At 71.4% G+C, this 22283-nt stretch carries 18 protein-coding genes; 8 read left to right on the top strand and 10 right to left on the bottom strand.

Annotated elements, in window-relative coordinates:
- Positions 1–22: 22 nt before the first annotated feature.
- Together KF823_02430 and KF823_02425 are read right to left on the bottom strand one after the other, a co-directional pair.
- Positions 23–970 (bottom strand): aldo/keto reductase, encoded by a 948-nt coding sequence (locus KF823_02430; protein ID MBX3724756.1) that lies wholly within the window; start codon positions 968–970, stop codon positions 23–25.
- Positions 954–2300: an MFS transporter gene (locus KF823_02425; protein ID MBX3724755.1), complete on the bottom strand. Its 1347-nt coding sequence runs from the start codon at positions 2298–2300 to the stop codon at positions 954–956. The genes KF823_02430 and KF823_02425 overlap by 17 nt, the downstream gene beginning before the upstream one ends.
- A gap of 341 nt (positions 2301–2641) precedes the next feature.
- Here KF823_02425 and KF823_02420 point away from each other — a divergent pair, with 341 nt between their 5' ends.
- The gene (locus KF823_02420) at positions 2642–3739 is read left to right on the top strand and encodes a calcium/sodium antiporter (GenBank protein ID MBX3724754.1); all 1098 of its coding nucleotides are present in this window, start codon (positions 2642–2644) and stop codon (positions 3737–3739) included.
- An 84-nt stretch (positions 3740–3823) separates the two neighbouring features.
- Here the strand turns inward: KF823_02420 and KF823_02415 are convergent, their stop codons facing one another.
- The 6 genes from KF823_02415 to KF823_02390 form a co-directional block, all read right to left on the bottom strand.
- Positions 3824–4954, bottom strand: a complete 1131-nt coding sequence (locus KF823_02415; protein ID MBX3724753.1) for an NAD(P)-dependent alcohol dehydrogenase — start codon at positions 4952–4954, stop codon at positions 3824–3826.
- A 441-nt stretch (positions 4955–5395) separates the two neighbouring features.
- Positions 5396–5953, bottom strand: coding sequence for a nuclear transport factor 2 family protein (locus KF823_02410; GenBank protein ID MBX3724752.1), 558 nt, complete (start codon positions 5951–5953; stop codon positions 5396–5398).
- A gap of 240 nt (positions 5954–6193) precedes the next feature.
- The gene (gene yeiP / locus KF823_02405; GenBank protein ID MBX3724751.1) at positions 6194–6757 is read right to left on the bottom strand and encodes an elongation factor P-like protein YeiP; all 564 of its coding nucleotides are present in this window, start codon (positions 6755–6757) and stop codon (positions 6194–6196) included.
- A gap of 22 nt (positions 6758–6779) precedes the next feature.
- Positions 6780–7547, bottom strand: coding sequence for an SDR family NAD(P)-dependent oxidoreductase (locus KF823_02400; protein MBX3724750.1), 768 nt, complete (start codon positions 7545–7547; stop codon positions 6780–6782).
- A 166-nt stretch (positions 7548–7713) separates the two neighbouring features.
- Positions 7714–7995, bottom strand: a complete 282-nt coding sequence (locus KF823_02395; protein ID MBX3724749.1) for a PilZ domain-containing protein — start codon at positions 7993–7995, stop codon at positions 7714–7716.
- A gap of 86 nt (positions 7996–8081) precedes the next feature.
- Positions 8082–10202, bottom strand: coding sequence for a hypothetical protein (locus KF823_02390; GenBank protein ID MBX3724748.1), 2121 nt, complete (start codon positions 10200–10202; stop codon positions 8082–8084).
- A 160-nt stretch (positions 10203–10362) separates the two neighbouring features.
- On the opposite strand from KF823_02390, the gene KF823_02385 reads away from it, so the two are divergent.
- Positions 10363–11412 (top strand): AI-2E family transporter, encoded by a 1050-nt coding sequence (locus tag KF823_02385; protein MBX3724747.1) that lies wholly within the window; start codon positions 10363–10365, stop codon positions 11410–11412.
- A gap of 22 nt (positions 11413–11434) precedes the next feature.
- On the opposite strand, the gene metH is transcribed toward KF823_02385, so the two are convergent.
- Positions 11435–15175, bottom strand: a complete 3741-nt coding sequence (gene metH, locus KF823_02380) for a methionine synthase (GenBank protein ID MBX3724746.1) — start codon at positions 15173–15175, stop codon at positions 11435–11437.
- Positions 15176–15224: 49 nt separating this feature from the next.
- Complete coding sequence (locus KF823_02375; GenBank protein MBX3724745.1) at positions 15225–16148, bottom strand: metalloregulator ArsR/SmtB family transcription factor; 924 nt, start codon at positions 16146–16148, stop codon at positions 15225–15227.
- Positions 16149–16305: 157 nt separating this feature from the next.
- On the opposite strand from KF823_02375, the gene KF823_02370 reads away from it, so the two are divergent.
- The 6 genes from KF823_02370 (at position 16306) to KF823_02345 (ending at position 22277) form a co-directional block, all read left to right on the top strand.
- Complete coding sequence (locus tag KF823_02370; GenBank protein MBX3724744.1) at positions 16306–17211, top strand: DUF1566 domain-containing protein; 906 nt, start codon at positions 16306–16308, stop codon at positions 17209–17211.
- Between the two features lie 73 nt (positions 17212–17284).
- Positions 17285–17920: a DUF1566 domain-containing protein gene (locus KF823_02365; GenBank protein MBX3724743.1), complete on the top strand. Its 636-nt coding sequence runs from the start codon at positions 17285–17287 to the stop codon at positions 17918–17920.
- Between the two features lie 317 nt (positions 17921–18237).
- Entirely contained in the window at positions 18238–19173 is a 936-nt protein-coding gene (locus KF823_02360; protein MBX3724742.1) for a DUF1566 domain-containing protein, read from the top strand.
- On the top strand, positions 19170–19838 hold the full coding sequence (locus KF823_02355; GenBank protein ID MBX3724741.1) for a DUF1566 domain-containing protein: 669 nt from the start codon (positions 19170–19172) through the stop codon (positions 19836–19838). Before KF823_02360 ends, KF823_02355 begins: the two co-directional genes overlap by 4 nt.
- 182 nt (positions 19839–20020) lie before the next feature.
- On the top strand, positions 20021–21184 hold the full coding sequence (locus tag KF823_02350) for an acyl-CoA dehydrogenase family protein (protein ID MBX3724740.1): 1164 nt from the start codon (positions 20021–20023) through the stop codon (positions 21182–21184).
- Positions 21185–21455: 271 nt separating this feature from the next.
- Positions 21456–22277 (top strand): CAP domain-containing protein, encoded by an 822-nt coding sequence (locus KF823_02345; protein MBX3724739.1) that lies wholly within the window; start codon positions 21456–21458, stop codon positions 22275–22277.
- Positions 22278–22283 lie beyond the last annotated feature (6 nt).

The raw sequence follows: 22283 nt of genomic DNA, 5'->3' as shown, positions 1-22283 counted from the left end.
GCCACCGCCGGACCGGGAAAGACTAAAGCGACTCGATGTGCTCGATCATGCGCTGGCGCATGGCGGCGTCGGGCAGGCGGCCTCGGCCCGCGCCGAGGTTGTCGACCATGTGGTGCGGACGGCTGGTGGCCGGGGTCACCACGGTGACCGCCGGATGGGACAGCACGAACTTGAGGAAGAACTGGCCCCAGGTGGCGGCGTCGAACTCGCCGGCCCAGTCCGGCAGTTCCTTGCCGCGCACTTTCTCCCAGAGGCGGGTGCGGCCGAACGGCAGGTAGACCATCACCGCGATGCCGCGCTCGCGCGCCAGGGGCAGGATGCGGTCTTCCATGGTGCGGTTGTCGATCGCGTAGTCGATGCCGATGAAGTCAAGCGGTTCGCGGCGCATGACCGCCTCCAGTTCCTCGTACTGGGGCGCCGATGTGGTGGTGACGCCCAGGTGGCGGATCCGCCCGCTGTCCTTGATCTCCTTGAGGATCGGCAGCTGGGTCGTGAGATCGCCGAGGTTGTGGACCTGGATGAGGTCGATCACCGGCTTGCGCAGCTTCTCGAAGGAGGCATCGATCTGCGCCCGGGCCTCGTCGGCGTCCGCGGGGGCACCCGGCCCCCGCGAGACATTCACCTTGGTCGCCCAGAAGATGCGGTCGGTGAGGCCCAGCTCGGCGGCCAAGTTGCCGGCGACTTCCTCGGAGGCGCCGTAGCTGGGCGCGGTGTCGAACACGCTTCCGCCGTTGTCGACCAGGGCGCGCAGCACCTCGCGCAGGGCGTCGACGTCCTCGCTGCGGGCGACCTGGGCGAAGGTCGCCGAGCTGCCCAGGCCGACCACCGGGATCTGCTGGCCGGAGGAGGGGATGGCCCGGGTCATCATCGGCAGGGCCTGGTCGCCGGCGGCGAGCAGCCGGCGCGGATCCAGGGCCAGGGCGACACCGGCGGCCAGCGACAGTTTCAGGTACTCACGACGGCTGATCATGGCGGTCTCCTTGCGGTGGGGAAGCGGGCGCCGCGGCGGCGCCGTGGATGCGTTGCCCGGTGGCGGCCAGGCGCTGCTGGGCGCGGCCCAGCCACACACCGAGCGCGGCCCAGGCCAGCGCCAGCGGCACGGCGACGCTGGCCAGCGCCGCCAGGCCCATGCCCAGGCGCACCAGCAGGCCCTCGACCTGGGCGCCGACGACGTCGCCGGCACGGTACATGAAGGTGTCGACGAAGGCCTTGGACTTGTACTTGTCCTCGCGCGAGGTGACGGTGTACAGGGTCTCGCGGGCCGGCCGGGTCAGGGCGCGCTGCACCGCGCGGAACGCTGCCTCGAAGACGATCAGCGCCGCCAGGGTGCCGACCACGGCCAGGCCGATGAAGCCCAGCGCCACGGTCACCGGCAGCAGCGCGAGGGTGAAGGCGACGCCGAACCGCTTCATCAGGTGGCCGGCGACCACCGCCTGCAGGAACAGGGTGGCGAGCTGGACGATCAGGTCGATGTTCGCGAACACGGTGGTGCGCAGGTCGAGGTCGTCGCCGAGCGCCGCGACCATCTGCAGGCGCGTGAAGTACAGCAGCGTCGCCATCACCGTCATCACCACCACGTAGCCGGCGATGCCGAGCAGGTAGGGCGAGCGCAGCATCGCGCGCAGGCCGGCCCAGGCGGCACCGCCGATGACGGCGCGGGCGGCTCCGGCGTCCGGCCGCTCGCGGTCGCCGGCATGCGGGCGGACCCGGGCGACGCCCCAGGCCGCGACGATCGCCAGCAGCAGGAAGCCGGCGGCCACCAGCAGCAGCGCCGGCGTGCCCAGCGGCTGCGCCAACAGCGAGGCCAGGGCCGGCCCGGCGATCGCGCCGAGGGTGCCGCCGACCGCGATCAGGGCGAAGAAGCGCTTACCCTGCTCGAGGCTGAAGCGATCGGCCATCAGCGCCCAGAACACCATGGTCGCGAACAGATTGAAGACGCTGAAGAAGACGTAGAACACCATGCCGCTGACCTCGCCGGCGGCCTGCGGCGCGATCGCCAGCAGCGCCCAGAAGCCGACCAGGCAGGCGGCGAAGAAGGCATAGGTCGCGCCGATGAACCACAGGCGCCGGAACCGCGCGACCAGCCAGCCGAACAACGGGTTCGCGAACAGCGTGGCCACCGCGGTCGCCATGAACAGCCACCGTACCGCCTCGATGCCGCGCTGCATGCCCAGCGCGTCGCGCGCCGGACGCAGCACCATCAGCGCGCACAGAACGCAGAAGAAGAATGCCGCTGCCAGCAGCACCGGGACGACCTCGTCGCGGCGCAGGTTGAACACGCGGGCTACAAAAGCTGTCATCGCGGACCGGGGTGTGTCGGTGGCAGGGGGGGCAGGGGATGGCAAGGCGGGCGCGTCCGCAGCGACCCGCCAAGGCTAGCCGGGATGGCGTTAACGCCGCGGCTGCGCGGGCCGCCCGGGCGTCGGCCTGCCGAAGCCATGTCTCGTTCCGTCGTGGCCGGCGGGCGGCGGGCCGGTCGATCGCCGCAGGCCGCCTCCGCGGCTGCCGGTCCGGCGGCCCGGCGCCCTGCCTCGCGACCGGCCCCGGGACTGGCGCGGCAGGGGACTGCACGGCATCCCGCCACTGGGAAGCAGCGGCTAGCATGTGCGTCCCTCGTGCCTACTGGAATGCGCCTGGCGTGATCAGCCTCCTGTTCTTCCTCCTCGGTCTGGTCCTGCTGGTGGTCGGCGCCGAGCTGCTGGTCCGCGGCGCGGCGCAGCTTGCACTGGCAGTGGGCGTTTCTCCCCTGGTTGCCGGGCTGACCGTGGTCGCCTTCGGTACCAGTTCGCCGGAGCTGGCGGTCAGCATCGGCGCCTCGCTGGGCGGCCAGGCCGACCTGGCCCTGGGCAACGTGGTCGGCAGCAACATCTTCAACGTGCTGTTCATCCTGGGACTTTCGGCCCTGGTCGTGCCCCTGCTGGTCGACCGGCAACTGGTGCGACTGGATGTGCCCCTGATGGTGGTGGTCTCGGTGGCGGTCCTGCTGCTTGCCCACGACGGTCGTCTGGCCCGGACCGACGGCGCGCTGCTGGCGGGTGGCCTGCTCGTCTACCTGGTGTTCCTGGTCGGACGCAGCCGTCGCGAGTCCCGACAGGCGGCCGCTGCCACGGGGAGCGGAGACACCTTCGTGGCGCAGCGGGCAGCGCCGCCCCGCCAGGCCTGGCCGCTCAACCTCGGCCTGGTGGCGGTCGGCCTGGTTCTGCTGGTGCTGGGCGCGCGCTGGCTGGTCGATTCGGCGGTGGCCTTCGCGCTGCTGATGGGCGTGAGCGAACTGGTGGTGGGCCTGACCATCGTCGCCGCCGGGACCTCGCTGCCCGAGCTGGTCACGTCCCTGGTCGCCGCCCTGCGCGGCGAGCGCGACATCGCCGTCGGCAACGTGGTCGGCAGCAACCTGTTCAACCTGATGGGCGTGCTCGGCATCGCGGCCGTGGTGGCGCCCGACGGCATCGGGGTGTCCGGCGCCGCGATCGCCTTCGACCTGCCGGTGATGGTGGTCGTCGCCTTCGCCTGCCTGCCGGTGTTCCTGACCGGCGGCGTCATCAGCCGTGCCGAGGGCGCCCTGTTCCTTGGCTACTGGCTGGCCTACACGGTGTACCTGGTGCTGGCGGCCTCGCACCACGACGCCTTGCCCGAGTACAGCGCGGTGATGCTGTTCTTCGCGGTGCCGCTGACCCTGCTGACCCTGCTGCTGCTGGCCTTGGGCGAGCTGCGCCGCCGGCGCGGCGGGGCGATCCGCTGAGGCCGGCCCGGCATCCGGTCCGGGGCCGGCGCAGCGGGCCCCGGCGGACCGGGCGGCATGCCGGGAGGCGGCCGGGGTCACGGCTCAGGGCGCCGGCGCGGGCGGGTCCGGGATCATCACCACGATGTTCTTGCCGCGGCTGCGGCCCTGTCCCTGCCAGTCGATCGCCGCCGGCACCTCGGACAGGGCGAACCGGCGATCGATCACCGGCCGCAGGCGGCCGTCGGCAAGCATGTCGCGCAGCGTCGCCAGGTCGGCCGGGTTGCTGCTGGCCAGCAGCGAGACCTGCGCCTGGCTGACGAACGGCGCGCTCAGCCTGGCCCAGAGCATCCGCGACAGCGGCCCCAGCCAGCGGTTGCTCTTGGGTCCGGTGACCATGACCACGGTGCCGTCCTCGTGCAGCGCCCGGCGCAGGGCAGCGAGGTCGTGGTTGCCGACATTGTCGACGATCAGGTCGTAGCGACGCCCACCGCGGGTGAAGTCCTCGCGCCCGTAGTCGATCACCGCATCGGCGCCGAGCGCTTGCACAAGCGCGACGTTGCGGCCGCTGCTGACGCCGGTGACGTGGCCGCCCAGGGCCTTGGCGATCTGCACGGCGAAGGTGCCGACGCCGCCGGAGGCGCCGTTGACCAGCACCCGCTGGCCGGGCTGCAGGCGGCCGGCGTCGCGCACCGCCTGCAGCGCGGTGAGCGCCGCGATCGGCACCGCCGCGGCGGCCTCGAAGCCGATTCCGTGGGGCTTGTGCACGACGTTGCGGTCGGCCGCCACCACCAGGTACTCGGCGAAGGCGCCGTTGCGCACGCCGAACACCGCGTCGCCCGGCCGGAACCGCTCGACGCCGTCGCCGACCGCCTCGACGGTGCCCGCGAAGTCGACGCCGGTACGCGGGTCGGACTGGCGCCCGATACCGGAGGACAGCCGCATGAAGTAGGGCTGTCCGTACAGGGAGTGCCAGTCCAGCGGGTTGACGCCGGCGGCATGCACGCGCACCAGCAGCTCGCCGGGACCGGCCACCGGACGTGGCACGCTGGCTATCACCAGTTGCGAGGGCGGGCCGTAACAGACCTGGCGGGCCGCCAGCATGGTGTTCTCGCCGCTGGCGGCCGACGGCGGCGCGCAGGGGGATTCGTAGCGCAGCGCCACGGCCATGCCGGCGATGGCCAGGACCAGCAGGCCGAGCAACGATCGGAGGACGCGGCGGCGACGACGTGCCATGGCGGTGGTTCCTGGTGGGTGGCGGGTGCCGGTCAGCCTGACCGCGGCGCCCGGAAGGAGCGCGTGCCACTGGTCATGGCGAGGACGCTCGTACCCCGAGGTCCGCACGGGCCCCGGCCGGGTTGCGGTGGTGGGCAAGGGGAGTCGATGCGAAGGTCGATGGGCCGTCCCGCCCGGCGGCCGCCACCGTTCCGCTGGCGGATCGGTTGCCGCAAGCGCGGGTACCGGTACTGGTGCGCTGCCGGCGACGACGGCTGCGGGGGCGCCGTCGACGTCCGGACCTTTGCGCGTCAGCGATCAGCGGTTGGCCCGAAGCGATCGGGCGATGCCAGTCCGTGTTGCTGCGGCGAGGAAATCAGCGGCGACGGAGGAACCGGGGCGAACGGCTGGCGCCATGCGCGGCCTGCCCCCGGTGCGTCGGCCCGCGGCCGCTGGAAAGTTTCAATCGGCGGGGCGATGGTCGTAGCTGAGGACATCCTTGAGCAGCCACCTCCCGTCCTCCAGGACGTAGAGGTTCGAGAATCGCGCGATGCCGGTGGCTGAATCGTCCTTTCCGGGTTCGCGGATGAAGAAGCGGTGGCTGCCCATGTGGATCACGGCGTACAGCTCGCCGTCCGCGTACAGGGGGACCACCTGGAGGCTGTCGGCATCCAGCTTCCTGACCGGCTTGTGGTCCGGGTCGGCGCAGAGGTACCGGCGCGCGTTCTGGAGGAACGCTGCGTAGTCCTGGAAGCCGCTCTGGTCGTGGTAGAAGCGCAGGTGCGGATGGACGGCCTGCTCGAGGTAGTCCAGGTCGCATTGGTTGAAGCCTCGTTCGAAGAACGCGTGATCGTGCGCCGCCATCGCCTTGAACAGGTCGGAATCCCGGTCGAGCTGCGCCACCGCACCGGAGCTGGCGCAGGCGAGAGCGAGGCCGAGTGCGAGGGCGCGCAGGGCGGGCCCGCGCCGGACCGGACAGGTGTCCAAGGCCGGTCCGGCGGCCGGTTGCATGGAGGCCATGCCACGTCGCTCCCGCCTGTTCGCCGAAAGTCCGGGTGGAATCGCGCCGTCGATCCGGCCGGCGGTCCGCGCGTTCTCCAGCGTTGCGAGGATCGGCGAAGCGGGGACTACGGGCGGGCGGCGTGCCATGGCGGGGGTTCCGGGGGATGCGTGACCCTCAGCCTGAGCAGTCAGCCCGGTTCGGGCGCGTGCCACAGGTCATGACGAGGTGGCCGCGTAAGGCGGCCGCCTCGCGGGCGTTCAGGCCCGGCCGCCGTACTCGCCGGTGGTGGTGTTGACCAGGACGCGGTCGCCGTTGCCGACGTATTCGGGCACCATGATTTCGATGCCGGTGGCCAGACGGGCCGGCTTGGGCCGCTTGGTGGCGGTGCCGCCCTTGAGCTCGGGCGCGGTCTCGACCACTTCCAGCACGACGTTGGGCGGCAGCTGCACGCCGACCGGATCGCCCTCGATCAGTTGCACGTAACAGCCCTCGAGGCCTTCGGTGATGTAGCCGGCCTGGTCGCCGACCAGCTCAGGCGACAGCAGGTACTGGCTGTAGTCCTCGCTGTCCATGAACACGAAGGCGTCGCCGTCCCGGTAGGAGTAGTTCGCCGCGCGCCGGCTCAGTTCGACCTCGCGCAGGTCGTCGTCGCCGCGCAGGCTGAGGTCCAGCTTCTGGCCGCCGGGGATCGCATACAGGGTGAACCGGTAGGTGGTGTTGCCACCGCGCGCGGTGGGCACCGACTTTTCGACGTCGCGCACCTGCCAGACCCGGCCGTCGTGCTCGACCACGTTGCCGCGCTTGATCTCGTTCGCTCTCATCGCTGCGCTGCTCCTGTGCCGGTCACTTGGGGGCCAGCCGGACGGCGCCGTCCAGCCGGATGGTCTCGCCGTTGAGATAGCGGTTGCCCAGGATGAAGGCGACCAGTTCGGCGAATTCCTCGGGCCGGCCCAGGCGCGACGGGAACGGGATCGAGGCCGACAGCGACTCCTGCACCTGCGGCGGCATGCCGTCGACCATGGGCGTCCAGAAGATACCCGGTGCGATGGTCATCACCCGGATCCCGAAACGCGCCAGCTCGCGCGCCATCGGCAAGGTCATGCCGACCACGCCGCCCTTCGACGCCGAGTACGCGGCCTGGCCGATCTGGCCGTCGAAGGCGGCGACCGAGGCGGTGTTGACGATCACGCCGCGCTCGCCGTCCTCGCCCGGCTCGTTGTCCTGCATGAGCTGGGCCGCCGCCTTGGCGACGTTGAAGCTGCCGACCAGGTTGACGCCGACCGTGCGCGCGAACCCGTCCAGCGCCATCGGTCCGTCCTTGCCCAGGACCCGGCCGGCACCGAGGATGCCGGCGCAGTTGACCGCGACGTTCAGGCCGCCCATGGCGGCGGCGGCCTGGTCCAGGACCTCGACGATCCCGGATTCGTTGGTGACATCGGCGCTGAAGTGGCGGGCCCGGTCGCCGAGTTCGGCGGCGGCGGCCTGGCCCTTGTCGGCCTGGACATCGAGCAGGGCGACCTGGCCGCCGGCGGCGACCAGGTGACGGGCGACGGCCAGGCCCAGGCCCGAGGCGCCGCCGGTGATGGCGGCCTTGACGTTGGAAGGATGCACGGTGCAGTCCGCTGGCTGGAAAGGGGGCGGTAGTGTAGTGGCCGGCGCTGCGATCGGCCGCGGTGACCGGATTGGATGCTCAGGCGGCGCGCCGGCCCTGCGCAGCACGGGCGACTCGAAAAACGACCAGGGCGGTCGTTTCTCGAGAAGCTGTCAGGGGCTGCGCTCAGCCGGCCGGGCGGTCGGCGCTGTCGAGGAAGCTCAGCCCGAGGCGCTCCAGGTCGCCCCAGACGATCTCGCAGGCGTGCCGGTGCGTCTTGCCGTCCAGCTGGAAGCTGATCGACAGGCCGCCTGGATCCAGATCCGGCCAGTCGGGGGGCAGCAGCACGCAGGCGCCACCGTCCGAGAGATTGACCAGGCGGGTCGACCAGCGGCCGTGGCCGGCGCTGAGTTCCGCGGGTTCGTCGCAGGGGCGACGACTGGACGCGCGCTGCTCGTGATCGGTCATCTGTTGCTGGGCTCCCCGGCCCGGTGGCGCTGCCCGGAGACGCCAGCCTACGCGGCTGCCGCGAGGGCGGCAACCGGCCGCTGGCGTCAGTTGTCCAGCAGCGCCTCGACGTGCGCGACCAGCCGGTCCGGCAGGTCGGGACAGGCGAGCAGGTCGGGCAGGCCGGCACGGATCTGCCGCGCACAGGATTCGCGTTCGTGCCGATCCCCGGCCAGGTCGATCGCCGTCCGCACCAGGTCATCGGGGGCGTCGAACACCAGGCGTTCCAGACCCAGCTGGCGCAGCATCGCTGCCGACTGCCGGCCGCGCATGTACGGCCCCGGGCAGGTCAGCACGGGCAGGCCGCTGGACAGGGCATCCAGGCTGGTGTTGCCGCCCGACCAGTGCAGACAGTCGACCATGACGTCGCACACCCTGTTGACCGCCAGGAAGCCCTCGCGGCTGGTGTTGTCCAGCACGCACAGCTGCCTGTCCGGATCGGCACCGGCCTGTTCCAGCGCCGCACCCAGGCGCCGCAGCAGGGCCGGTCCGCTGCCGGCGCCCTGGCCGCGGAAAAGCACAAGACGCGCCTGCGGGTCGCCGGTCGCGATGGCCGCCAGCACGGCGTCGTTGTCGGGGTGCAGCTTGTACGGCGCATGGGGGATCAGATAGAGCCTGCCCTCGGTGGGCAGTCCGGCGCTGGCGCGGTCGCCGCCTGCCGGCTGCGGTGGTGCCGGGTAGTGCGTGCCCAGGCCGGGCAGCAGGCGCAGCGGCTCACGGTAGTGACCCTGCGCGCCTTCCGGTTCCATGTCCGCACAGGAGAAGAAGGCGTCGATGGTGGCCAGCCCGGAGGACACCGGATGACCCCAGGCGCAGGCCTGGCGTGGCGCCAGGCGCAGCGAGGCGAGCGCAGGCAGGCGGGCCTCCATGCCCAGCTCCGGGTAGAGGATCAGGTCGCAGCGCAGTCCGGCCAGGTGGCGCGCCAGGGCGTCGGCGCCGCCCTCGATGCGGTGCAGGGCGGTGGCCGGCGCGGCGATCGTGTCGGTGAATGCGTCGCCGGCCGGGCCTAGCTGCACCACGTGGACCTCGAACCCGGCATCGGCCAGGATCCGCACCCACGACGCGAAGTAGTGGCCTGCCGTGCAATGGCGGAAGATCGAGCCGACCAGGGCGATCCGTCGGCGGCCACCGCTGCCCGACGGGTCGGGCAGGCCGGCGGGCGCCAGGGCGCGCGCGCAGCGCCCGAGCAGATCGCCGAAGCGGGTCTGCAGCTCGAGGTCGTCGCGCCCCTGGTAGGCGAGATAGAAGTTGCTCCAGGCCAGCTGGTCGAGCGTGCGTGCGCAGCCGGCCAGTCGTGCCGGCGTAAGCTCCGCGGCCAGCGCGTCCAGGCCCTGCGCGAAGCGTTGTCGCGCCTGGTCGATGGCCCCGGTATCGGCCGGCACCGCGGGCAGCAGCAGGTGGCGGGCGAAGAGATGGCGAAGGCCGGGCGAGCTGGCGCCCGCGTCGAGCAGGCGATGGCAGGCCTGGTGCAGGCCCGCACCTGCTTCGATGGCGCCCGCCTGGGCCAGGGTGTCGGCGACCGTGGCCAGGCGTGACAGCAGGGCGGGGTCGTCCGGGAGCGTCGCTACGGTCCGTGCCGCCTGCTGCAGCCGGCCGCAGGCCGCCTGGGCCTCGGCCTGGTCGAGGGCCAGCGCGGGGGTGCCGGCGGCGGGCAGGGTGTCGAGCAGGCTGGCGGCCTGCCGATGGTCGTCGCACAGAGCAAGGCAGCGGGCAAGGCGGGTGCGGACCTCGATGTCCTCCGGATTGGCCGTCGCCAGCTCGCGCCACAGGGGCAGGGCGGCGCCCGGCCGGTCCTCGTCGTCGAGCAACAGGGCCAGGTTGAAGGTGGCTTCGGGCTGGCCGCGCTGACGCCCGAGCGCCGCGCGGAATGCCACCTCGGCGGCGGCCGCCTGGCCCGCACGGCGCAGCGCCAGGCCCTGGCGGTTCCAGGCCTGGGCAAGCGGTCGCAGCAGGGCGGCCTGCCCGGGCTGCTGGTTCAGCAGCGCCTGCAGCGCCTCGATGGCGGCGGGCCATTGACCCGAGCGCAGTGCGGCATTGGCGGCCAGCATCAGGTATCGGGGTTGCCCGGGGTCGGCATCCAGCAACCGCCGCGACAGCGCCAGGGTGTGGGCATCATCGCCCTGCCGGTAGGCGGCGGCGGCCTGCTCGAACAGGTGGGAAAGATTCATCGGTGCGCGGGCAAGGTGGGCACGGGTCGTCCGGACTTTAGCGCGAGCTCCGGGCGGCCCGCCGCACCGGCGATGGTGCGTTCGGACCGGGAGCGAATCCTGCGCGAAACCTGCGGGGATCGTGCCGGGCTATGCTCGCGCCTGGCGACTGGAGCGATGCATGGCGAACGAGCGTCTGCTGGGCGTGGTGCTTGCGACCGTGCTGGCGGTGATCATCGGCTGGGTGCTGTACATCGGCAAGGCGGTGCTGGTGCCGATCGTCTTCGCCGTGCTGCTTTCCTACGTGATCCTGGGCCTTGCCCGCCTGCTGCAGCGCGTGCCCCTGCTGGGCGCCTGGGTGCCGCGGACGCTCCTGGTGGGCTTCTCGGTGCTGGCCATGGTGCTGGTGGTGGCCGCCGGCGGTGTCCTGCTCAGCAACAACATCGGCCGCCTGGTGCAGCTGGCGCCGCAACTGCAGGAATCCCTGCTGTCGATGATCCAGGGCGGCGCCGCCCGGTTGGGCATCGAGGTCACGCCGACCTGGCAGAGCCTGCGCACCGACGTCCTCGACCAGGTCAACCTGCAGCGCCTGGTCGGCTCGACCGTGGTGTCGCTGACCTCGGTGCTGTCCACCATCGCCCTGGTGCTGCTGTACGTCGGCTTCCTGCTGCTCGAGCGCAGCGGCTTCGACGGCAAGGTCGGCCGCCTGTCGGGCGACCCGGTCACGGTGACCCGGATCCGCCACATCATCGGCAAGGTGAACGAGCGGATCGGCGCCTACCTCGCGCTGAAGACCCTGATCAACATCCTGCTGGGCGTGGTGAGCTGGCTGATCATGCTGCTGTTCGGGCTGGAGCTGGCGGCGTTCTGGGCGGTGCTGATCGCGGTGATGAACTACGTGCCCTACATCGGCTCGTTCCTGGGCGTGCTGTTCCCGGTCGCGTTCGCCGTGGTCCAGCTCGGCGATCCCGGCCCGGTGCTGGCCCTGGCGGGTGCCCTGATCGCCGCGCAGTTCCTGATCGGCAACATGCTCGAGCCCCTGCTCATGGGCAACTCGCTCAACCTCAGCCCGTTCGTGATCCTGGTGACCCTGGCGATCTGGTCGGGGCTGTGGGGCGTGGCCGGCGCCTTCCTCTCGGTGCCGATGACCGCCGTGGTCGCGCTGGCGCTGTCGGAGTTCCCGCAGACCCGGGCGATCGCCGTGCTGCTGTCGCGCAACGGCAAGGCCTGAGCATGCCGCGAGGCCGGGCGGGTCAGGCGGCCGCCGCCGCCCCGGTCGCCTGCGGTTCGTAGCCCAGGTTGGGCGCAAGCCAGCGCTCGGCCTCCGCGAGCGCGATGCCCTTTCTGGCGGCATAGGCCTGGACCTGGTCGCGATCGAGCCTGCCGACCACGAAGTAGCGGCTGTCCGGATGGCTGAGGTAGTAGCCGGACACGGCGGCGGCGGGGTACATGGCGAAGTTCTCGGTGAGCTGGATGCCGGCCGCCTCCGGGGCATCGAGCAGCTCGAACAAGGTGCGCTTCTCGGTATGGTCCGGACAGGCCGGATAGCCGGGTGCCGGCCGGATGCCCCGGTAGCGCTCGGCGACCAGGGCCTCGTTGTCGAGCGCCTCGTCCGCCGCGTAGCCCCAGATCTCCTTGCGGACGCGCTCGTGCAGCCACTCGGCGGCGGCTTCGGCCAGGCGGTCGGCCAGCGCCTTGACCAGGATCGCGCTGTAGTCGTCGTGGGCGGCCTCGAAGGCCGCGACGTGCGGCTCGATGCCCAGTCCGGCGGTGACCGCGAAGGCGCCCAGCCAGTCGTCGACACTGCTGTCCGCAGGGGCGACCCAGTCGGCCAGGCACAGGTTGCCGCGCTCGGCCGGCTTGTCGGCCTGCTGCCTGAGAAAGTGCAGGCGGCGCTCCTGGCCGGGGCCGGTGGCCAGCACGACATCCTCGCCGTGCGCCTGCGCCGGCCACAGGCCGACCACGCCGCGGGCGCGCACCCAGCGGCCATCGACCATGCGCGCCAGCATGGCGCGGGCGTCCGCGTACAGGGATCTGGCCTGTTCGCCGACCATCGCATCGTCGAGGATGGCCGGGTAGCGCCCGGACAGCTCCCAGGTCTGGAAGAACGGCGTCCAGTCGATGTAGGGCAGCAGGTCGGCCAGTGCGATGTCGTCGAAGCGGGTCAGGCCGGCCTGGCGCGGCACCGGTGGCCGGTAGCCGGACCAGTCGATGCGCGGTCGCCTGCGCCGGGCCTCGTCCCAACCGATCAGCTGCTTGCCCGGCCCGCGGTCGCCATGGCTGGCGCGCACCTGCGCGTAGTCGGCGCGCAGCGCCTGCACGAAGTCCTCGCGCTGTCCCGGCGAGACCAGCGATTGCGCGACGCCGACCGCCCGCGAGGCGTCCTTGACCCAGACCGTCGGCGCCGCTGCATAGGCGGGTTCGATGCGCAGCGCGGTGTGCGCGCGCGAGGTGGTCGCGCCGCCGATCAGCAGCGGGATCGAAAGGCCCTGGCGCTGCATCTCGCGGGCGACGTGCGCCATCTCGTCCAGCGAAGGCGTGATCAGGCCGGACAGGCCGATCATGTCGGCCTGGTGCTCGCGGGCGGCGTCCAGGATCTTCTGCGCCGGCACCATGACGCCGAGGTCGACCACCTCGAAGTTGTTGCAGGCCAGCACCACCCCGACGATGTTCTTGCCGATGTCGTGGACGTCGCCCTTCACGGTCGCCATCACGATCCGGCCGTTCGGCTTGGCGGCCTGGCCGGTGCGCCGCTTCTCCTCCTCGATGAAGGGGATCAGGTGGGCGACGGCCTTCTTCATCACGCGCGCCGACTTGACCACCTGGGGCAGGAACATCTTGCCGGCGCCGAACAGGTCGCCGACCACGTTCATGCCCGACATCAGCGGGCCCTCGATCACCTCGAGCGGGCGCGCGCAGGCCTGGCGGGCCTCCTCGGTGTCGTCGACCACGAATTCGTCGATGCCGTGCACCAGGGCGTGCGACAGCCGTTCGCCCACCGGCAGCGCGCGCCACTCCAGACGGCTGTCGTCCTGGGCGGCGCCGCGGGCACCGCCGCGGAAGCGCCCGGCGATTTCGAGCAGGCGCTCGGTGGCGTCCGGTCGGCGCGCCAGCACCACGTCCTCGACCCGCTCGCGCAGTTCCGGGTCGAGGTCGTCGTAGATGGCCAGCGCGCCGGCGTTGACGATGCCCATGTCCAGGCCGGCGCGGATGGCGTGGAACAGGAACACGCTGTGGATCGCCTCGCGCACCGTGTCGTTGCCGCGGAACGAGAACGACACGTTGCTGATGCCGCCGGAGACGTGGCACAGCGGGAAGCGGCGCTTCAGCTCGGCAGTCGCCTCGATGAAGTCGAGCGCATAGCGGTCGTGTTCCTCGATGCCGGTGGCGATCGCGAACACGTTGGGGTCGAAGACGATGTCCTGGGGCGGGAAGCCGACCACGTCGACCAGCAGGTCGTGGGCGCGCGACAGGATCTCCACCTTGCGCGCGGCGGTGTCGGCCTGGCCCTGCTCGTCGAAGGCCATCACCACGGCGCAGGCGCCGTAGCTGCGCAGCTTGCGGGCCTGCTCCAGGAACGCCGCCTCGCCTTCCTTGAGCGAGATCGAGTTGACGATCGCGCGGCCCTGCACGCACTTGAGGCCGGCCTCGATGGCCGACCACTTGGAGCTGTCGATCATCACCGGCACGCGGGCGATGTCGGGTTCGGCGGCGACCAGGTTGAGGAAGGTCGACATCGCCTTCTCGGCGTCGAGCAGACCCTCGTCCATGTTGACGTCGATCACCTGGGCGCCGGCCTCGACCTGCTGGCGGGCGACCTCGACCGCGGAATCGTAGTCGCCGGCCTGGACCAGCTTGCGGAAGCGCGCGCTGCCGGTGACGTTGGTGCGCTCGCCGACGTTGATGAAGTTCAGTTCCGGGATCAGCCGCAGGGGCTCCAGGCCGGCCAGCCGGGTGACCGTGTCGGGCGCCGGCAGCGGCCGCGGCGCGACCCGCTCGACGGCGCGGGAGATCGCGCCGATATGCGCAGGGGTGGTGCCGCAGCAGCCGCCCACGATGTTGAGCAGGCCGTCGCGCGCGAAGCTGCCCAGGGTGCCGGCCATCTGCTCGGGGGTCTCGTCGTAGCCGCCGAAGGCGTTCGGCAGGCCGGCGTTGGGGTGGGCGCTGACGAACATCGCGGCGCCGCCGCTGATCGCCTCGACGTGCGGCCGCAGGTCCTCGGCGCCCAGCGCGCAGTTCAGGCCCACGCTGATCGGCCGGGCATGTTCGACCGAGTACAGGAAGGCCTCGGCGGTCTGCCCCGACAGGGTGCGTCCGGAGCGGTCGGTGATGGTGCCGGACACCATCACCGGCACCCGGTGGCCGCGCTCGGCGAACACCTGGTCGAGCGCGAACAGCGCCGCCTTGGCGTTCAGGGTGTCGAAAACGGTCTCGACCATGATCGTGTCGGCGCCGCCGTCGAGCAGGCCGCGCGCGGCCTCGCGGTAGTTCTCGGCCAGTTCGTCGAAGGAGACGTTGCGGAAGCCCGGGTTGTTGACGTCAGGCGAGATCGATGCGGTGCGGCTGGTCGGGCCGAGCACACCGATCGCGAAGCGCGGGCGGTCCGGCGTGCGGTCGCTGTACTCGTCGACCGCGGCGCGCGCCAGTCGCGCGGCCTCCAGGTTGAGCTCGTAGGCCAGCGCCTCCAGACCATAGTCGGCCTGGCTGACGCGGGTGGAGTTGAAGGTGTTGGTCTCGACCAGGTCGGCGCCGGCGGCCAGGTATTCGCGGTGGATGCCGGCGATCACCTGGGGCCGGGTCAGCACCAGCAGGTCGTTGTTGCCGCGCAGTTCTTGGCCGTGTCCGGCCAGGCGCTCGCCCCGGAAATCAGCCTCGTCCAGACGATGGGCCTGGATCATCGTGCCCATGGCGCCGTCCAGCACCAGGATGCGGCGCGCCAGGGCGCGGCGCAGGGCCTCGACGCGGTCGGGCTCCAGCCAGGGAAGTTCGATCACGGGGTCTTCCTTGTTCGGGAGGGGCGGGCGGTCGGGGCGTGTTCGCAGTTCAGGGTCGCGCCGCCAGCAGGGTCAGGATTTCGAAGTGCGGTGGCCGCCGCTCGCGCCCGCTGCGTTCCAGCGACAGCACCGTGAGCCCGGCCGCCTGGCAGTGCCGGCGCAGGTCTTCGCGCCGAAAGCCGAGGTTGACGTGGCCGAATGGCTTCGCCGCGGCGGCATGGGCATGGCGGCAGAGCGTGGTGGCCAGCAGTCGGCCGCCCGGCCGCAGGGCACGGGCCGCTTCGGCGATCGCCCTTGCCGGTGTCGCGCTGTAGGTCAGTGCGTTGAGCAGCAGGACCAGGTCGTAGCTGGCGTCGGACTCCGGCAGGGCGTGCATGTCGCCGACCTCGACCCGAACGCGCGGCACCCCGGCCAGGCGCTCGCGGGCCGCGGCGACCACGCGTTCGGAGATGTCCAGGCAGGTCAGGCTGCGCGCGCGCGGTGCCAGCAGCTCGGCGATCACGCCGTCGCCTGAACCGACGTCGAGCACGTCGCCGGGCTCCAGCAGGGTGGTGAAGGCATGGGTGAGCGTTTCCCAGGTGCGCCCCGGGGAGTAGTGGCGTTCCATGCTGCCGGCCACCGAGTCGGCCCAGGCGCCGCCGCGGCGCTCGGCCAGAACGGCGCGCAGGCGGGCGGCGTCCTGGTCGAGCAGGGCGTCGTCGAGCTGACCGGCCAGCGCCTCGAACAGGGTGCTGGCACCGGCCTCGGCCTCGCCGGCGGCACGGTAGTAGGCCGACACGCCCTGGCGGCGGTCCTGGACCAGGCCGGCGTCCTTGAGCCGCGCCAGGTGGGTGGACACCCGCGGCTGCGCCAACGAGGTGACCGCCGACAGCTCGGCGACGCTCAGCTCCTCGGCACGCAGCAGGGCGAGCAGGCGCAGCCGGGTGGCGTCGGCCAGGGTGCGCAGCAGCGCGGATCCGTGTTCCAGCTCCATCGTTTGATCGCGATAAAACGATGAACGAGCCTAGTGGCGCGTCGGGACCGGGTCAAGCCGGCTGCCTGTTCGGTTCGCCCGCGACCGGGGTTCTCAAGGGTCTGGGAAGTCGACCGCAGATCGCGGTCGGATCCGGGCAGCGCTATCGGAGGCAGCAATGATCGACCCGAGACGGGCACGCGCCGCAGGCGGCACCCTGGCCCTGCTGATCGCGGCAGCGATGCCGCCGGCCCTGGCCCAGGTGCCGGCGCCGCCGCTCAACGACAGCGGCCAGACCCGCTTCTACAACGCGTCCGCCGCCGTGCCAGGCGGCCCACCGGCGGACTTTCCAGGGCAGGACGCGGGATTCGGCCGCGATCCGGCCTACCCGGACGGCGTGCTCGCCAAGGCCGGAGGCGGCGATGCCGGTTTCGATTTCAGCAAGCTGGGCGCCGACGGCCAGCCGCTGGCCATCCAGGACCAGGCCTGGGCGCGGGACGGCGCCGGCTTCGATGCCGGCAGCGAAGCGGCGGGAACGCGCTGGTCCTGCGTGCTGGACCACACCACCGGCCTGATCTGGGAGGTGAAGACCCGGCGTGCCCCGGCCGACCTCCAGGACCGAGCATGGACCTACTCCTGGTTCAGCAGCACGGTGCGTCCGGACGGCACCGCCAACGGCAACAACGGCGGCCATCCGGGCAGCGCGAACCTGGGTACCTGCCTGGACCGGTACGACCCGGTCGACAACCCTGCGGGAAACTACTGCGACACCGCGGGCTACGTCTCCGCAGTGAACGCTGCGGGACTGTGCGGTGCCAGCGACTGGCGCATGCCGACGCTCGCCGAACTGATCGGACTCGTCCACTACGGGCGGCGCTGGCCGGCGATCGACGCGCACTATTTTCCCAACGTGCCCGGCGACTGGGGCAATCCAAACCTTCCTGTGCCGAACAGCACCTGGACCGGCACGCCATCCGCGGTCTTTCAGACCTGGGCCTGGTCCGTCTATTTCGAGTACGGCGTTCCTATCGACCCGGAAAAGCAGTTCCGAAGCGCCGTCCGCCTGGTGCGCGGTGCGCCGTGACCGGGCGGTATGCCCCGCCGGTCTGCCGACACCCGCGCCCGCTCCGATCCGTCTCAGGAAAGGAAATCCCTGCATGAATGCCACCCGCACAGCGATCCTGCCAGCCATGCTCGGCCTGGCCTGCCTGGCCGCCAGCCTTCCTGCCGGTGCGCAGCCGTGCAGCAATCCCGCCATCGCGCCGACCACGCCTACCGCGGATTTCGATCTCGAGAGCGACGGCACCACGCGCCACCGGCCGACCGGCCTGGTGTGGATGCGTTGTGCGCTGGGCCAGACCTGGACCGGGTCCACCTGCACGGGTGCGGCGCGGCCGTTCACGCAGTGGCGCGAGGCGCTGCAGGTCGCCAGCGACGTCAACAGCGGCCTCGACGACGCCGACAACGACGGTGCGCCGGGCTTCGCCGGCGAGACCGACTGGCGGCTGCCGAGCATGCGCGAGCTGGCTTCGATCCAGGAGGCCTGCCGGATCAACCCGGCCCTGAATATCGAGGCCTTTCCCAATGCACTGGTCTCCTCAGCGTTCTGGACCTCGACCACGGTGGACAGCAACGCGGTGGCCGCCTGGGGCATCGGTTCCGGCCGGGGTACCGCCAGCTTCCTGCAGAAGTCCGACGCGATCCCCCGCTTCGCGCGCCTGGTACGCGGCGGCGACGGCCTGGCCGGCCATGTCCTGCTCGGGCGGATCTTCGCCGACGGCTTCGAGCCCTGAGGCCGGCGGCCGCCGGCCGGGTGGGTGGAGACCCGCGCCTTTGCCAGCGGGGTCACCGCCGACAGCTCGGCGACGCAGCCCCTCGGGCGCAGCAGGGCGGGCAGGCGCAGCCGGGTGGTGTCGGCCAGGATGCGCAGCAGCGTGAACCCGGGTTCCAGCGCCATCGTTTGATCGCGACAACACGGTGAACGAGCCTGGGGTGCGTCGGGACCGGGTCAAGGCGGTGCGCTGTTCGGTTTCGCCCGACGGGGGATTGGGTAGGGAAGGGCGGCCTCATCGCCATCGCCCGATCCCCCGTCCGCCACCTGGAACGCCCGATGTCTGCATTCCGCCGCCCCCGTCCTGCCGAGGCACACCGCCAACGCGCCGTACCGGCGCGCCTCGCCTTCGCCATGCTGGCTGCCGCCGCACCCCTTGCCGTGGCCGCCGGCGACGCCGGCACCCGGCCGCTCAACGATACCGGCATGAACGTTTTCCACACCGCGTCGGCGACGGTTCCGGGCGGCGAGCCGCCCGACTATCCCGGGCAGGACGCCTCGTTCGGCCGTGACGCGGCACGGGCCGACGGCGTGCTGGCCAGGCTCGGCGGCGGCCGGGCCGGCTTCGATTTCACCAAGCTGGACGCCAGCGGCCAGCCCCTGGCGATCCAGGACCAGGCCTGGCTGCGCGACGCCGGTGGCTTCGACGTCGGCGACCCGGCTGCCGGCACCCGCTGGCATTGCGTGCGCGACAACACCACCGGCCTGGTCTGGGAGGTCAAGACCCGACGCGCCCCGGCCGACCTGTTCGACAGGGAATGGACGTACAGCTGGTTCAGCAGCGCCGCGCGTCCGGACGGCACCGCCAACGGCAACAACGGCGGCAACGCCGGCGGCGCCAACCTCGGCACCTGCCTGGACCGCCACGATCCGGTCGACAACCCGTCGGGCAATTTCTGCGATACCGCCGGCTACGTGGCCGCGGTCAACGCCGCTGGCCTTTGCGGCGCCAGCGACTGGCGCATGCCCACCCGCGCCGAACTGGGTGGCCTGCTCGATCTTGGCGGTCGCGCGCCGGCGATCGATGCGCACTACTTCCCCAACGTACCGGGGGTATGGGGCAACCCCAACGTGCAGTCGAACATCACCTGGACCGGGACGCCCGCGGCCTTTTCCGATTCCGCCTGGTCGGTCTACTTCGAGTTCGGCGCCGCTTTGCCCGGCAATGGCAAGAACGGCGCGCGCTCGGTGCGTCTGGTCCGGGGCGCGCCATGAGCGCGGCCCGTCCGATTTCCTTCGACCTGGAGCACCCCACCATGATCCGTCGCGGCATCGCCGGCCTGCTGCTGGCCCTGGTCGCAGGCTGGACGGCGCCGGCAGCGGCGCTGTCCTGTTTCAACCCTGGGGTCGCGCCGACCACCCCCGACGCCGACTTCGAGGTGGCCGCCGACGGCACCGCCAGGCACCTGGCCACGGGCCTGGTCTGGATGCGCTGTGCGATCGGCCAGACCTGGACCGGCACCGGCTGCAGCGGACTGGCGATGTCCTTCCCGCAATGGGGCGCCGCCCTGCGCACGGTCCGCGACATCAACAGCGGCGCCAGCGATGCCGACAACGACGGCGCGGCCGGGTTCGCCGGCGAGAGCGACTGGCGGATGCCCAACATCAAGGAACTGGTCTCGATCCACGAGGCCTGCCGGCGCACGCCGGCCTTCAACGACCTGGTGTTTCCCAATGCACCCGCGGGCAACGTGCACTGGTCGTCGACGACCGTGGCGAACTCGCCGGCCGTTGCCTGGTACATGGACTCGGCTGACGGCGTCGTCTCCTTCACCTTGAAATCCGACGTCATTCCCCGGGTGATGCGCCTGGTCCGTGCCGGCGGGGTCGGCGGCTACCGGCTCACCGGCCGGATCTTCGCCGACGGCTTCGAGCCCTGAGGCCGGCGGCCGCCGCCTGGCCTCCCGGGCGAGGCGAAGGGCCAGGGCGCGCCGCGGCACCGGGCGCGGCTTCACTCCGGATCGACCCGGCCGCCTCGACGATGGCGCCCGGGCGCCGCGTGTTGCTGGCGCGGCAGCCGTTCCGCTAGGCTGCAAAAGTTTCGCATCGCACAGGCCAGACCATGGATTTCCAGTTCACCGAAGAGCAGTTGATGATCCGCGACGTCGCGCGGCGCATCGCCCAGGAGAAGATCGCCCCCAGCGCCGAGCATTTCGACCGGGTCGGCGAATTCCCGCTGGAGAACATCCGGCTGCTGGGCGAGAACGGCCTGATGGGCATCGAGGTCCCGGCCGAATACGGCGGCGCCGGCATGGACGCCATCGGTTACGTGCTGGCGATGTTCGAGATCGCCGCCGCCGACTGCGCGCACTCGACCATCATGTCGGTGAACAACACGCTGTACTGCAACGGCCTGCTGAAGAACGGCACCGAGGCGCAGAAGCACCGGTACGTGACTCCGATCGCCAGCGGCGAGGCGATCGGTGCCTATGCGCTGACCGAGCCGCAGTCGGGCTCCGACGCCTCGGCGATGCGCACCCGGGCGGTGCTGTCGGCCGACGGCTCGCACTATGTCGTGAACGGCAAGAAGAGCTGGATCACCTCCGGTCCGGTCGCCAAGTACATCATGCTGTTCGCGGTGACCGACCCGGCGAAGGGCGCCAAGGGCATCAGCGCCTTCATCATCGACACCGACCGCGAGGGCTTCCACCGCGGCAAGACCGAGCCCAAGCTCGGCATCCGCGCCTCGGCCACCTGCGAGATCGAGTTCAGCGACTACCAGATCCCGGTCGAGGACCGCATCGGCGCCGAGGGCGAAGGCTTCAGGATCGCCATGGGCGTGCTCGACGCCGGCCGCATCGGCATCGCCGCCCAGGCCGTGGGCCTGGCGCGCGCCGCCTACGACGCTTCGGTCGCCTACGTCCAGGAGCGCAAGAGCTTCGGGCAGCCGATCGGCAGCTTCCAGATGATCCAGGCCAAGATCGCCGACATGAAGTGCCGGCTGGACGCCGCCGAGCTGCTGACCCTGCGCGCGGCCTGGGCCAAGCAGCAGTCGCTGGCGACCGGCGCGCGGTTCAGCACCGAGGCCTCGGTGGCCAAGCTGTACGCCTCCGAGGCGGCGATGTTCATCACCCACCAGGCGGTTCAGGTCCACGGCGGCATGGGCTACAGCAAGGAAATGCCGCTGGAGCGCTATTTCCGCGACGCCAAGATCACCGAGATCTACGAGGGCACCAGCGAGATCCAGCGCCTGGTGATCGCCCGAAACGAGACCGGGGTGCGCTGAGCGCGATCCGGCGTATCGTCCGGTCGCACGGCGCGGTGCGGCGCAGGTCCGGCCGGACAGTGGCCCTGCCCGCGTATCCGGTCGTTCCGTGCGGTCGGCCAGGGCCGCGGCTTGCAGGGTCGACAGGCAAGCGCGTGCCCCGGGACGGCGATGCGGCACTGCCAGCCGACCTGAGCGGTGCGTGACCCGAAGGACGGTTGTGTGGTGGAAATCACGGATTGCGGCAGGCCCTGCGCCTAGGCTGCGAGGTCGTCACCCCGAGGATCCGGCCATGCGCCGTCGCCGACTTCCCCTGCTGCTCGCCGTGCTGGCCGCACCGCTGTCCGCCCAGACCCTGCAGGAGCAGGTCCTGGAGCGGATCAACGTCGAGCGCTGGAACAACGGCCAGCTGCCGCCGCTCAAGGGCCAGGCCAATCTCGATGCCGCCGCCAACGGCCACAGCCAGGCGATGGGCCAGCGCAACTTCTTCATGCATTGCGACCCTGACACCTTGACCTCGCCAGGCGATCGCATCGCGACGGCCGGATATGCAGCCAACGGCTGGGGCGAGAACATCGCCGCTGGCTACGCCAGCGCCGCGCAGGTGGTCGCGGGATGGATGGGCAGTTCCGGGCACCGCGCCAACATCCTGTCGACCAGCTACCGCGAGGTCGGCACCGGCCATTTCTTCGACAGCACCGATGCCGGCAATGTCCGCTTCAACCAGACGGGGGGCTGCACGCCGAACACCACCATCGGGCCGTACGGTCACTACTGGACCCAGAAGTTCGGCCGCCGCGACGCGGTGATGCCCGTGGTGATCGCCCGCGAGGCCTGGCAGGTGGCGACCTGCAGTATCGACGTCTACCTGTACGGTACCGGCTGGGCCAGCCAGTACCGGCTGAGCAACGACGGCGCCAACTGGTCGCCCTGGCAGGCGTTCAGTGCCAATGTGCTGTGGAACCTGTCCGGTCCGGTCGGCGGCACCGCCACCGTGCACGCCCAGATCCGCAACACCGCAGGCACCGTACGCCAATCGCAGGACAGCGTGCGCCTGGCCGTGGCCTGCGCGGTGAGCGATCCGATCTTCGGAAACGGCTTCCAGCACAGCTGAGGCGGA

The sequence above is a fragment of the Lysobacterales bacterium genome, assembly GCA_019634735.1.
Classification (GTDB): Bacteria; Pseudomonadota; Gammaproteobacteria; order Xanthomonadales; family UBA2363; genus Pseudofulvimonas.
The sequence above is the reverse complement of the archived record's forward strand: the minus strand, read 5'-3'. Positions and strand labels throughout refer to the sequence as shown.

Excerpts from the sequence above, each read along its gene's own strand:
- KF823_02430 (MBX3724756.1), bottom strand. The coding sequence starts at position 970 with ATGATCAGCCGTCGTGAGTACCTGAAACTGTCGCTGGCCGCCGGTGTC.
- KF823_02425 (MBX3724755.1), bottom strand. The coding sequence starts at position 2,300 with ATGACAGCTTTTGTAGCCCGCGTGTTCAACCTGCGCCGCGACGAGGTC.
- KF823_02415 (MBX3724753.1), bottom strand. The coding sequence starts at position 4,954 with ATGGCACGTCGTCGCCGCCGCGTCCTCCGATCGTTGCTCGGCCTGCTG.
- KF823_02410 (MBX3724752.1), bottom strand. The coding sequence starts at position 5,953 with ATGGCCTCCATGCAACCGGCCGCCGGACCGGCCTTGGACACCTGTCCG.
- yeiP (MBX3724751.1), bottom strand. The coding sequence starts at position 6,757 with ATGAGAGCGAACGAGATCAAGCGCGGCAACGTGGTCGAGCACGACGGC.
- KF823_02395 (MBX3724749.1), bottom strand. The coding sequence starts at position 7,995 with ATGACCGATCACGAGCAGCGCGCGTCCAGTCGTCGCCCCTGCGACGAA.
- KF823_02390 (MBX3724748.1), bottom strand. The coding sequence starts at position 10,202 with ATGAATCTTTCCCACCTGTTCGAGCAGGCCGCCGCCGCCTACCGGCAG.
- KF823_02385 (MBX3724747.1), top strand. The coding sequence starts at position 10,363 with ATGGCGAACGAGCGTCTGCTGGGCGTGGTGCTTGCGACCGTGCTGGCG.
- KF823_02375 (MBX3724745.1), bottom strand. The coding sequence starts at position 16,148 with ATGGAGCTGGAACACGGATCCGCGCTGCTGCGCACCCTGGCCGACGCC.
- KF823_02370 (MBX3724744.1), top strand. The coding sequence starts at position 16,306 with ATGATCGACCCGAGACGGGCACGCGCCGCAGGCGGCACCCTGGCCCTG.
- KF823_02365 (MBX3724743.1), top strand. The coding sequence starts at position 17,285 with ATGAATGCCACCCGCACAGCGATCCTGCCAGCCATGCTCGGCCTGGCC.
- KF823_02360 (MBX3724742.1), top strand. The coding sequence starts at position 18,238 with ATGTCTGCATTCCGCCGCCCCCGTCCTGCCGAGGCACACCGCCAACGC.
- KF823_02355 (MBX3724741.1), top strand. The coding sequence starts at position 19,170 with ATGAGCGCGGCCCGTCCGATTTCCTTCGACCTGGAGCACCCCACCATG.
- KF823_02350 (MBX3724740.1), top strand. The coding sequence starts at position 20,021 with ATGGATTTCCAGTTCACCGAAGAGCAGTTGATGATCCGCGACGTCGCG.
- KF823_02345 (MBX3724739.1), top strand. The coding sequence starts at position 21,456 with ATGCGCCGTCGCCGACTTCCCCTGCTGCTCGCCGTGCTGGCCGCACCG.